Source organism: Agrobacterium sp. CCNWLW155, assembly GCF_036888815.1.
Lineage (GTDB): Bacteria > Pseudomonadota > Alphaproteobacteria > Rhizobiales > Rhizobiaceae > Agrobacterium > Agrobacterium radiobacter.
The window spans coordinates 265,450-277,499 of record NZ_JBAKFW010000005.1 but is presented as its reverse complement, the minus strand read 5'-3'; the positions used below and the strand labels follow the sequence as shown (position 1 = coordinate 277,499).

General features: G+C 60.4%; 11 protein-coding genes. 6 read left to right on the top strand and 5 right to left on the bottom strand.

Annotated elements, in window-relative coordinates:
• The first annotated feature begins 53 nt into the window (after positions 1 to 53).
• The 3 genes from V6S97_RS16875 to chrA all read left to right on the top strand — a co-directional run bounded on the left by V6S97_RS16875 (position 54) and on the right by chrA (position 2,614).
• Positions 54 to 596 (top strand): hypothetical protein, encoded by a 543-nt coding sequence (locus V6S97_RS16875; protein WP_060723484.1) that lies wholly within the window; start codon positions 54 to 56, stop codon positions 594 to 596.
• Between the two features lie 140 nt (positions 597 to 736).
• Positions 737 to 1,219 (top strand): hypothetical protein, encoded by a 483-nt coding sequence (locus tag V6S97_RS16880; protein ID WP_080864984.1) that lies wholly within the window; start codon positions 737 to 739, stop codon positions 1,217 to 1,219.
• A 165-nt stretch (positions 1,220 to 1,384) separates the two neighbouring features.
• Positions 1,385 to 2,614 carry a chromate efflux transporter gene (gene chrA / locus V6S97_RS16885; RefSeq protein WP_112278175.1) on the top strand — a complete coding sequence of 410 codons (1,230 nt, stop codon included), beginning with the start codon at positions 1,385 to 1,387 and terminating at the stop codon, positions 2,612 to 2,614.
• Between the two features lie 3 nt (positions 2,615 to 2,617).
• On the opposite strand, the gene V6S97_RS16890 is transcribed toward chrA, so the two are convergent.
• Positions 2,618 to 3,499 (bottom strand): LysR substrate-binding domain-containing protein, encoded by an 882-nt coding sequence (locus V6S97_RS16890; RefSeq protein ID WP_080864986.1) that lies wholly within the window; start codon positions 3,497 to 3,499, stop codon positions 2,618 to 2,620.
• A 133-nt stretch (positions 3,500 to 3,632) separates the two neighbouring features.
• Here V6S97_RS16890 and ampC point away from each other — a divergent pair, with 133 nt between their 5' ends.
• From ampC to V6S97_RS16905, 3 genes are all read left to right on the top strand, one after another.
• Positions 3,633 to 4,790 (top strand): class C beta-lactamase, encoded by a 1,158-nt coding sequence (gene ampC, locus V6S97_RS16895; RefSeq protein ID WP_334427557.1) that lies wholly within the window; start codon positions 3,633 to 3,635, stop codon positions 4,788 to 4,790.
• A gap of 133 nt (positions 4,791 to 4,923) precedes the next feature.
• Entirely contained in the window at positions 4,924 to 6,087 is a 1,164-nt protein-coding gene (locus V6S97_RS16900; RefSeq protein WP_111785144.1) for an MFS transporter, read from the top strand.
• Between the two features lie 346 nt (positions 6,088 to 6,433).
• Complete coding sequence (locus tag V6S97_RS16905; RefSeq protein WP_035213212.1) at positions 6,434 to 7,756, top strand: solute carrier family 23 protein; 1,323 nt, start codon at positions 6,434 to 6,436, stop codon at positions 7,754 to 7,756.
• A gap of 81 nt (positions 7,757 to 7,837) precedes the next feature.
• Here the strand turns inward: V6S97_RS16905 and V6S97_RS16910 are convergent, their stop codons facing one another.
• The 4 genes from V6S97_RS16910 to V6S97_RS16925 form a co-directional block, all read right to left on the bottom strand.
• A complete protein-coding gene (locus V6S97_RS16910) occupies positions 7,838 to 8,410 on the bottom strand; it encodes a cytochrome b (protein ID WP_080864989.1) in 573 nt (190 codons plus the stop codon).
• A 66-nt stretch (positions 8,411 to 8,476) separates the two neighbouring features.
• Positions 8,477 to 10,015: an MFS transporter gene (locus V6S97_RS16915; protein ID WP_080864990.1), complete on the bottom strand. Its 1,539-nt coding sequence runs from the start codon at positions 10,013 to 10,015 to the stop codon at positions 8,477 to 8,479.
• 164 nt (positions 10,016 to 10,179) lie between these two features.
• Complete coding sequence (locus tag V6S97_RS16920; RefSeq protein ID WP_080864991.1) at positions 10,180 to 11,244, bottom strand: ATP-binding protein; 1,065 nt, start codon at positions 11,242 to 11,244, stop codon at positions 10,180 to 10,182.
• Complete coding sequence (locus V6S97_RS16925; RefSeq protein WP_003508238.1) at positions 11,241 to 11,930, bottom strand: response regulator; 690 nt, start codon at positions 11,928 to 11,930, stop codon at positions 11,241 to 11,243. Before V6S97_RS16925 ends, V6S97_RS16920 begins: the two co-directional genes overlap by 4 nt.
• Positions 11,931 to 12,050: the final 120 nt, after the last annotated feature.

The window sequence follows — 12,050 nt, the reverse complement described above, 5'->3', positions numbered from 1 at the left end:
CGGGCCGCCATCGAAGCGCCCCATGCCGCGTCATTTTCAGAAAGGAGAAGACCATGCCGACAGTCAATAACCCTCCCGTTTTGGTGCCTCAGGACACCGCCGCCTGGTGCTTTGCCGCCGTCGAGCAGATGGTGCGGGCCTATCGCGGGCTTCCTGCGGCCACGCAATACGACATTGCGAGACGCAATACCGCAGCGCTCGCGACCGTCGATCCGCAGGTTCAGGAACGCTGGGAGCTGGCGCAAGTTCTGGATCAATCCGCCGGCATCCTTGAACTGGGTGGGGCAAATCCGAACAGCAATATCGTCAAGCTGGTGTCCAGCCAGTGGAACGCCTTCGATCACACCACGACCGGCGGCCATTTCGTCAACGGTCTGACGGCCGATATCGTCAGGAGCGAGATCGATAACAACCGCGTCTTCGTGATCGGAACCGAATACCATTATTACCTCGTCTACGGCTACACTGTGAACGGCAAGGATCTCGAACTGCATATTCTCGACCCATGGCCGGCCGGGCGGGGCGGGGCCAGAACGCGCCTCGGCCTGCAGGAATTTTTGGGCATGCCGGCCCGCGTCGCCATCACCTTCGGTTAGGCCGGCAAGCCGAACACTGACCACATTCCCATCGATTGCCGGAGATATCCCGGCACCCAATCAACACAGAATCCCACCATGCGATCCCGCACGTCAACGTCCGGAAACAGGTGGCTCATGTCCAAAAAAAGGAGACAAACATGCCAATTCTCAGCAATTTCGTGGTCAAGCATATCCGGCCCTTTGGTGAAGCGGGCTATGATGCTTTCGGCAATGCGCAGACCATCGAATTCCTGTCGAGCCTCGGGCTCAGCACGGGGGATATCACCAATATCTTCGCGGCATGGCGTCTGGCGGCCCTCGCCGATCCCGTCGGCGAGAGCAATCTTCTCGTTGCAGCGGCAAATGCGCTGGCGCAGGCGCGATGGGAAAACCTCTATGAGACCCAGATGAGCACGGTGCTGTTCCTCGATGATGTCCAGCTTGAATCCCTCAGCCATATCGAGCCCGGTCCGAACCGCAACTTTTCGTGGCGGTCGCCGACCCCCATCGCCGCCGCGGTGACCATTCACAACGGCAGCAACAGGCATCACATCATCTGGGAGGCAACAGGTTTTTCCGGCGGCACGGATGAAAATGGCTGGATTTCGCACTTCACCGATTTATTGCCGACCGAGCGATAGGCCCTTCGTCGGATAATCGCCAAACGACGCCGGAAAGTTCTCGCAACTTTCCGGCGTCCCTGCCGCCAGCCCCTTCATATCCCTGTCATAATGGTGTCTGATACCGAAACCGTCTTGAGGCCGATATGTGTTGACGAATAGCCGTTGCACGCAGGGAGTTCTTTCGTGAAATCGTCAACACGAACCATAGAGACCGAAGTGCGCAGCCAGAGACACGGCACGCCCGGCGAGGTTTTTGCGGCCTTCCTGAAGCTCGGCGTCACCTCTTTCGGCGGCCCCATCGCCCATCTCGGTTATTTTCGCGATGAGCTGGTCGTGCGGCGCAAATGGATCGATGAGGCCGGTTACGCCGATCTTGTGGCGCTGTGCCAGTTTCTGCCCGGCCCGGCCTCCAGCCAGGTGGGGTTTGCGCTCGGGCTGCTGCGCGCAGGCCCGGTCGGTGCGCTCGCGGCCTGGACGGCATTCACATTGCCATCCGCCATTCTCCTCCTTCTCTTCGCCATGGTCGCCGCCTCCATCGATGGGCCGGTCGGCACCGGCCTCCTGCATGGGCTGAAAATCGTCGCCGTCGCCGTCGTCGCGCAGGCGGTCTGGGGCATGGCGAAAAGCCTCGCGCCGGATCGTGAACGCGCCAGCATCGCGCTGGCCGGCATCGTCTGCGTGGTGTTTGTCGCCGGCGCCTTCGGGCAGGTTCTGGCGCTTGCCATTGGCGCCGTTGCCGGGCTTGTCTTCTGTCGTTCGGATGCCGCGGGGCAGGCCACCCATCTCGCCTTCCGGGTGCCCAAAAGCGTCGGATACGTAGCGCTTGCCGCCTTCGCCCTGCTTCTCGCCCTCCTGCCGCTGCTTGCGGCGGCGGCAGCTTCACAGGGCCTCTCCTTGTTCGACGCCTTTTATCGCGCAGGCGCGCTCGTCTTCGGCGGCGGCCATGTGGTGCTCCCGCTGCTGCAATCCGAAGTCGTCGCCACAGGCTGGGTTACGGAAGATGCCTTTATCGCGGGTTATGGCGCAACCCAGGCCGTGCCCGGCCCGCTCTTCACCTTCGCCGCCTATCTCGGTGCGGTGGTGGGGCCGCAGCCCAACGGTGTTGCGGGCGCGGCGATCGCCCTTGTTGCGATCTTCCTTCCCGGCATGCTGCTGCTCGTCGGCGCGCTGCCCTTCTGGGAAGGGTTCCGCAAGCACCTTCTGGCGCAGGCTGCCATGCGTGGCGCAAATGCCGCCGTCGTCGGCATTCTCGGCGCAGCGCTTTATGATCCGGTCTGGACAAGCGCCATCTTCACCCCGAAGGATTTCGCCCTGGCGCTGACAGGCTTCATCCTGTTGACGATCTGGAAAACGCCGCCATGGGCCGTGGTGGTCCTCTGCGCGGTCGGCGGCGTTCTACTTGCCTTGATATAGTCGTCATACTGCGGTGCCCATGGTCTCGAACATCCAGTCGGAGAAGGCCTGCATGGCGGGTGTGGGCGGTTTCGATTGCAGCCGGGTCAGCCAATAGCTTCCGAGCGAAATGGTAACCGGAAAAGGCTGGATGATTGCACCGGAGGCGAGATGCCGCGAAAACATCGATGGCGGCGCCAGCGCCACGCCGAGCCCCTGCAGGGCGGCTTCCATCATGCCCAGAGACGTGTCGAAAACAATGCCTGCATTCACCTGTGCTGCAGGCGTTACGCCGGCGGCCGCAAACCAGTTGCTCCATTCATCGGCCCTGTAGCTGCGCAGCAGCGTCGCTTCCATCAGATCGGCGGGCGTTTTCAGCGTCTCCGCCAGTTTCGGGGTGCAGAGTGGGGAAAGAGGCGCCTCGAATAGTCGAAAGGCATCCGTGCCGTGCCAGGAGCCCTGGCCGAAACGGATGGCGAAATCCAGCCCTTCCGCCGCCATATCGACGCGGTTGTTATTGGTGGAAACCCGCACATCGATGAAGGGATGCTGCTTTTGAAACGCCTGCAGCCGTGGCAGCAGCCAGCCCACGGCAAAGGTTCCCACGACACCCAGAAACAGCAGCTCGCGCACCTGTCCGGCCTCGATCCGGTCGAGCGTCGTCGCCATCTGGTCGAAGGAGCTGGTCACCGTCGGCAGCAGGGCCTCACCTTCGGCGGTAATTTTCAGCCCGCGTGGAAGCCGCTGAAACAGCGCAACCCCCAGCCGCTTTTCCAGCCCCTTCACCTGCTGGCTCACGGCCGCCTGCGTCACGCACAGTTCGATGGCCGCGCGGGTGAAGCTCAGGTGCCGGGCGGATGCTTCAAAGGCCCGCAAGCCGTTCAGGGGAAGAAATTGCCGAACCATTCAAGACCTAGATTTTCTTGTGTCTCTTCCGAGATATCATGATTTGTTCGTGCAATGTAGGGCGGTTAAACGTTTTTCGCTGGGGATGGCGAACAAGCCGAAAATCCACTCAAGGTTTTGGAGAATGCGAAAGATGAAACTTAATCGCAGACATATCGCACTGGCTGCGTTGCTCTCGACGAGCCTGTTCACGCAGGCCTTTGCCGCCGATGAAACGAGGCTGAAAGCGATAGCGGATGCCGCGATCAAGCCGGTCATGGAGAAGAACGGCATCCCCGGTCTTGCCGTTGGTATCAGCGTTGATGGTCAGAGCCACATCTTCACCTATGGCGTCATGTCCGAAAGCACGAATGAGCCCGTGACCCCGCAGACGCTGTTCGAACTCGGCTCCATCTCCAAGACATTCACCGTCACGCTCAGCACCTATGCCGAGATAAACGGCCAGCTCTCGCTTTCCGGCAAGGTTGAAGATTATCTTCCCTCCATGAAGGGCAAGCCTTTCGGCAATGTCGGGCTGATGCATCTCGGCACCCACACCGCCGGCGGCTTTCCGATTCAGGTGCCCGACAACATCAAGACGGAACAGCAGTTGCTGGCCTATCTGAAGGCCTGGAAACCCTCCTACAAGCCTGGAACGCACCGAACCTACGCCAATCCCAGCATCGGAATGCTGGGATACATTACCGCAAAAGCCATGGGCCAGAGCTTTGATGTCGTCATGCAGGACACGTTGTTCCCCGCGCTCGGTCTGAAGAACACCTTCACCGTAGTGCCCAAGGCAAAGATGGTCGACTACGCACAAGGTTATAAGCGAACCGGCGAACCGGCCCGCATGACGCCCGCCATTCTTTCATCCGAGGCCTACGGCGTCAGATCGACAGCGCAGGACATGATCCGCTTCGTCAACGCCAATATGGGTCTGGAAAAGCTGGATGGAAAAATCCAGCAGGCGCTCACCAACACCCATACGGGATATTTCAGCGTCGACGCCATGACGCAGGATATGGTCTGGGAGCAATATGCCCATCCAACGCCGCTGAAGACGCTGCGAGAGCTGAACTCCGGCGCCTTGCTCAAGACCGTTCCGGTCTCCGAAATCTCGCCGCCCATGAAGCCGCGTCAGGATGTCTTCATCAACAAGACCGGCTCCACCAATGGTTTCGGCGCCTATGTGGCGTTCATCCCCAGCCAGAAATTGGGCATCGTCATTCTGGCCAATAAAAACTATCCCAACGAGGAACGTGTCTCCACGGCCTATGAGATCCTGACGGCGCTTGAAAAGGCGGAATAGGAAGCGGCATTTCGGTGCTCCTCATTGCGGCGCGGGAACTCGTTACCCTCGCGCCATTCGCACCGGTCACCCCGGAGGCGGGTGGTGCCCGCGCCGTCATCAGGCCATCACGCTTCGGTTCTAAGGGTGGACGATGCACTCTCGTTACGTCCTCCTTCTCATTGCTCTTACCCAGATAACCGGCTGGGGTGCGGTTGGCATCCTGCCCGTCCTGGCCGGCCCGGTCGCGGCAGAATTTGCGACCTCCCTGCCATCGGTTTTTGTGGGAACCTCTGTCATGTTCGCGGCAATGGGGCTTGCCGCGCCTTGGGTGGGTCGCGCGTTCCGGCGGTTCGGTACGCGGCGTGTCATGGCGACCGGTGCCGGCATCATGGGATTGGGCCTGTTCCTGCTCGCCCTGTCTGTGAACCTCACCATGTTCTGGATGAGCTGGGCGTTGACGGGACTTGCCGGCGCGATGTTCCTCACAACGTCTGCTTATGCCTATATTGCCGAATATGCAGCGGACAGGGCGCGCAGCCTGATTGGAACGCTGATGCTGGTGACCGGACTGGCCGGCAGTATCTTCTGGCCGATCACCACGTTCCTCGATCACGGGCTGGGATGGCGCGGCGCTGTCTCCATTTACGCCGGTATCATGCTCATGGTTGTCTGCCCGCTGGTGTTTTTTGGCCTGCCGGTCACCGATGGAGCGGCTCAGCCCACGGCGAGACCGGGCAGCGAGAGAAGAGGGCGGGTTTTTATCTTTCTGGTCACCGCCATCGCCTTGAACAGCTTTGTCACCTTCGGCATCGATGCTCTTGGCATACAGCTTTTGCAGGCGATGGGAATGGAGCTTGCCGGCGCCGTTGCGGTCGCCTCCCTGCTCGGTGTTTTCAAGGTTGGAGGGCGCGTCATTGATCTCGCGGGTGGACAAAAATGGGATGGGCTGTCCACGGCGGTCATATCGGGGGTGATGATCCCCATGGGCCTCACCGCAATCTGGCTCGGAGGGGCGGGATTTCTGTCTGTGGGCGGTTATCTTGTGTTGTTCGGTATCGGCAGTGGCGCCTTTGCCGTCGCGCGGGCGACCATGCCGCTGGTGTTTTTCGAAAAGTCTGATTACGCGGCTGCAATGGCCACCATCGCCCTGCCGATGAACCTGATCAACGCCCTGGCTCCGCCGGTGCTGGCGGCGTTGATGGGCAGTATCGGCCCACACGCGGTGTTTGCCGTGCTCGGTATCATGAGCACAGCGGCATTGGCGGTCCTGCTGCGGTTGAACGGTATGAGGGCGAAGCCAGCCCCGGCTGAATAATCATTTGGGACGGTGTCGCGAATGTCGCGTCGCGGTCCCCAAAAGGAGACCTCGGGTCAAAACGACGGGATGCTACGGCACGAGGAAAGCCAGGGCAGGCAAGGTGGTGCGGCTTCAACCTTCACGATTACACTTCGCCGCCAATCTGCCTCAAAAATGCATCCCGGTGGAAACAATCCATTCCCGATGACAGCGACATCTAATCGCGCTAACGGAGAAAAGATGCGCCGGCTGCCGATTCGATCTCGGTTACACGCGCAAATCATAAAAGCAAATCTCTGCGCGGCTACGAACTGAAACGGGAAAGCCCGGGAAGCGCGTGCCGGCTGTTTCCTGGGGGGACGACATGAGCGATACCGGTGGTTATTTTCCGCGCTGGCGATTGAAAACCGAAGGGCGCATCCTGCCCGATGAGCGGCTGCCTGCGGGACAGACAGCGGTGCTCGGTCTTCAGCATGTCGTGGCGATGTTCGGTTCCACGGTTCTTGCGCCGCTGATCATGGGGTTCGATCCGAATGTCTCGATCCTGTTTTCGGGTATCTCGACGCTCATTTTCTTCATTGCCGTCGGCGGTCGTGTGCCGAGCTATCTCGGCTCCTCCTTTGCCTTCATCGGGCCCGTGCTTGTGGCAACGGGTGCAGCCGCGGGTGCGGCAAGTCCTGATATCGCGCTGGCACTCGGCGGCATCATCGCCGCCGGTGTGCTCTATGCGCTGATCGGCGTCATCGTCATGATCGCTGGCCATAACTGGATCGAAAAGTTGATGCCGCCGGTTCTGACCGGCGCGATCGTTGCAGCAATCGGTCTCGTTCTCGCCCCCATTGCGATCGCAAGCGCTTCCGGCTCCGGCCCCGGCAATCCCGATGGCGACCAGCTGTCGCGCTGGATTGCGATCCTGACTGTCACATCGGTCGGTGCGATTGCTGTCTATGCCCCCGGCATGGCGCGCCGTTTGCCCATTCTTCTCGGCGGCGCGATTGCCTATCTCGCTTATCTCGTGCTCGCCAACGGCTTCGGCTTTGGCAAGTCTGTCGACTTCTCGGGCGTGGCGGCTGCACCGTGGTTCGGATTGCCGACATTCACCGCACCGGTGTTTTCAGGATCCGCGATTGCCCTGATCGCGCCGGTCGTCGTCATTCTGGTGGCAGAAAATCTCGGACATATCAAGGCGATAGGCGCGATGACCGGGCAGAACCTTGATCGTTATCTCGGCCGCGCCTTTATCGGCGACGGCATTGCGACGATGTTTTCAGGCGCCTTCGGCGGAACCGGCATGACGACCTATGCCGAAAACATGGGCGTCATGGCGATAACCCGCATTTTCTCGACGCTCGTCTTCATCGTGGCTGCACTGGTCGCCATCATTCTCGGCTTCTCGCCGAAATTCGGTGCGCTCATTCAGACTATACCGGGGCCGGTCATCGGCGGCCTTTCCGTCGTGGTCTTCGGCCTCATCGCGGCGACCGCCGGGCGTATCTGGGTTGAAAACAAGGTCGATTTTTCCGAACCGCGCAACCTCATCACCGTGGGTATCGCGCTGGTATTGGGCGCGGGCAACTTCAAGCTTAATGTCGCCGGCTTCACGCTTGATGGTATCGGCACGGCAACAATCGGGGCGATTGCCTTTTACCACCTGCTGGGCCTTGGCAGGCCGGCGTCGGGCAAGTGATTGCCTGCCGCCTGAACATCCACCATCTAAAGAGGCAGCATCGGTTTTCCGATGCTGCCGGAATTTATCGGTCAAGCCCCGTCACAACATGCGCGGAAGCACATCGGTCGGGCCGCGCCTGTCCATGAGCCTGTGTTTGAGAGCACCCAGCACATGAAGGCCGATCAGGATCAGAATTGCGTAAGCGCCGTATCGATGCAGCGTTTGGAAAATCACGAAGGCGCTGTCGTTTTTGGGAAGCAGCTCCGGCAGATGTGAAATTACGAAAAACGGTACCCCGTCGCTCTCAGAAAAACTGCTGGACAGCGAATATCCGAGCAGCGGCACAAGGAAAGTCAACAGGATCAGGAGCTTGTGTACCGCATGGGAGAGAATTCTCTCCCATGGCGCCAGAGCCGCTGGCGCTGAAGGCATGATCTGCCTGTAGCGCCAGCGAAGCGCCAGATGAACGAGGGCAAGCAGCCAGACCAGAACACCGAACTGTTTATGGTTGGGATAAAAGATCGAGGCGGTGGCCATGTCGCTTTCCGGCAATCGCGTCATGTACCAGCCGGATGCGATAAGCCCGATGATGAGCGCCGCCCTTACCCAATGCAGACAGCGTATCGGCAGGGGATATTTTACGGCTCGGCTCTCATTGATGATGTGTGACATCGCAATATCTCCGTGATCGAGGTCCATTCGGCCCGATTGATTTTGGCGAATGATGAAAAGACGGGCTCAGTGGCCCGCCTTCACATTTTTCAGGGCAAAGAAGACCGCTGCCGAAAGCAGTCCGATCAAGGTTCCCGCTGCGGTCAGCAGAACCGCATGCGCCTGTGAAAAGGCGCTCTTGCCGGCGGTTACCAGCGCTGCCGCGAGGTCTTGCGGCAATTTTCCAGCCAACACGTAGGTATCGCCGATCGAGTGGCTTGCCGCGTCGGCCAGTTGTGGCGGAATGCCGGCCGGCAGCACCAGCGCCCCCATGTAGATCGCCGATAGCGCCACGCCAAAGAAAGTGATGCCGAGGCCCGCGCCGAGTTCGTAACCCGTTGCCTCCAGGGAGCCGGCAGCGCCCGCCTTTTCAGCCTCAACTGCGCCCATGATGGCAATCGACGAGGCGGTCAGGCCGATGCTGAGGGATAGGCCGAGCAACGTCAGGCATGCCGGCACGGCGAGGCCAGGATCATGGAAATCGGACTGCGCCAGCGTCACAAGGCAGGCGGCGGCAACAAGAAGCGAGGCGCTCGCAACCGCCCGAAGGCCGAGACGGTTCGACAGGAAGCCGGCAACCGGGCCGCCAACGGCCGCCGCGACCATGATGGGCAGCATGAAGAGGCCGGCCTGCAGCGGCGACTTGCCGAGAACGAACTGCAGCTCCTGCGCAAGCGTAAGCTCGACGCCCGCAAGCGCTCCGGCGGTGACGACGGCCATGCCGACACCCGTGACGATGGCCGGGCGGGAAAAGAGCGTCACGTCAAGCATCGGCTCTGCGACGGAGAGCTGGTTACGAACGAAGATTGCAAGGGCAGTCGCGCCGATCAGAAGGGCCAGTCCGACGATTGCGAGCGGCTCTTTACCGCTGAAACCGGTTTTGGCGGCAAAGACCAGTCCGATGATCCCCACGATCAAAAGCAGGGCCTGGCTTATCTGCCATTTGCCCGGAGAGAGGATTTCCTTTTCCGGGAGGATGAAGGCGATGATCGGCATGATCACAAGCACCACGGGAACATTGATGAGGAAGACCGATCCCCACCAGAAATGCTCGAGAAGGGCGCCGCCCACCAGCGGGCCGACCGCCGCACCCGCTGCGCCGACCGTTCCCCAAAGGCCGAGCGCCATGGCGCGCTCGCCCGGATCTTCGAATGTGCGCCTGATGATGCCAAGCACGCAGGGCATGATCATCGACGCGCCAAATGCAAGCAGGATGCGTCCGGCGATCAACATCGACGGCGTGAGCGAAAACGCCGCCACGACGGAGGCGAGGCCAAAAACGAACAGGCCCGTCAGCAGCATTTTCCTGTGGCCGATTCTGTCGGCGAGGGTGCCCATCGGCACCAGCAAACCGGCCATGAGCAGCGAATAGATATCGATGATCCACAGGACCTGTGTGGTCGATGCCTGCAGCGCAAGCGTCAGCGACGGCACGGCGATATGCAGGATCGTCATGTCGAGAACGACAGGCAGAAATGCCAGCATGACCGCAATGAGAATGATCCACCGGTGCGCATGAAGCGGCGAGGGCGGGGGGACGTGGTTCGGGTCGAAAGACACCGTCATTGTTTTCACCATCAAAATGCCAGATCGCGGCAGTGAGACGCCGCTGTTGCGGCGGCGACTACTTCCGCAGCCTGAACGCTACCGGCTGCGCTTTGTGGTTTCATGGAGGAAGTGTGGAGAATATGTGGAGATGGGCGGCAGCCGGCAGCGGGCGCTGGTTGCGGTCAGGACACCGGCTGACCGAGTGAAATTTCGAACATGGCGCCGCCTTTTTCAGATGGCGCATAACGTATCTTGCCGCCGTGAGCCTCCACGATTGCGCGAACGACGGAAAGGCCGAGCCCGTTGCCGCTCTCTTCCGTCAAGCCGGTCTGGCTACCCCTTCGAAACGGTTCGAAGGCGCAAGGAGCGATATCACCGTCAAGCCCGGGCCCTTCGTCCGTGACCCGCAAGACCGTTACACGGTTTTCAACGCCAAGGCTTATGTCGATCGCGCCGCCCAGGGCGTAACGGCGCGCATTGGTGATGAGCGCAAGGAGGGCCTGTCGAATGCGCATGGTATCGGCCCGCACCACCATATCGGAGAGGTGAAGCCGAAGCTCGAAACCTTCCTGCCTCAATTCCTGTTCCAGCACGGCGGCAAGCTGCTCTATTTCTTCCTTCAGCCGCACGGGTTCGATACGCAGCTCTAGATAGCCGCTATCGGCAAGTGTGACGGTGCGCAGATCCTCGACAAGCCGGGCAAGGGAATCCACCTGCAGCACGAGACCCTGAAGTGACGTCTCATCCGGTTCGAACACACCGTCGATCATGCCGCGCAGTTGACCTTTGAGGATAGTGAGCGGCGTGCGCAACTCGTGGGCAATGGTTGCATTCCAGAGCTTCATATCCGCTGCCATATCCTCCAGACGCTGGGCCATGGCGTTGAAGTCCTCGACGAGATGGGCTGTCTCTCCCAAAGAATGATCACCCGGCAAGGCGCGCGCCGAAAGATCGCCGTCCTTGATGCGTCTCGCGCTGTGGGCGAGGGATTCGAGCGGCTGCAGAATGCGCCGGGTCAAGCGGACGGAGGCGATGGCGGCAACGATGAGGGCGATGAAGATCAGGACGGAGAGGATGATGAAATCAACGCCCGTCAGCCAGTTGTCCTCGCTTTCAGACCAGGGATAAAAATAGAAGATGATGCTGAAGGCGATGTAAGTGCCGAAAAAGACCACCAGACCGGCAATTACCGTCATTGATGACATGGCCAGCAATATTTGGCGGCTGAGGCCTTTTTTCAGCATCATGGCTCGACCGCCAGACGATAACCGACACCTCGAATGCTGGCCAGCATGCCTTCGCCACCGGCCTGCTCGAGTTTCTTGCGCAGTTTGCTCAAGTGGCTGTCTATCGTGCGGTCCAGCGCATCCGAACCGGGCAGGCAGGCATCGACCAGCTCGCCGCGTGTAAAGGCCTTGGTCGGCGTGCGCGCAAGATGCGCCAGCAGCCTGAATTCGGTCAATGTCAGCGACAGGCGAATGGTGGCATCGTCTTTTTCGATCTTTGCCTCGTAGCTGTCGAGATCGATGGTCAGGTTGCCGACCCGAACGACGGCGCCCGCCTGCCTGAGCCCCGCGCGCCGCAGCACCGCCTTTGCCCGTGCGACAACTTCGATGGGATTGAACGGCTTGACGATGTAGTCATCCGCCCCGATGCGCAGCCCCTGAAGACGATCGACATCCTTGTCCAGTGCTGTGACCATGATGACGGGCGTATGGCCGCGCCTTTGTATCTCCGCCAGAACCTCCCAGCCATCCAGCCGCGGCATGGAGACATCCGCCAGCACGATATCTGGTTTCAGGGCGCGATGAAGTTCCAGCGCCACCTTGCCGTCACGGGCATGCACGGTGCGGAAACCTTCGCGGGTAAAATAGGCTTCGAGAATGCCGGCGATCTTCATGTCGTCTTCAGCGATCAAAACTAGTTCTGCCATCGTCTTCAAACTCCTTGATACATCCATGCCACCGAACGGCCACGCCGTCGAGTATTGGGTGCCGGCCTCCACAAAGCCGCAACAAAACCTCCACAAAGCGCAAATGCACAGAGCCTAGAT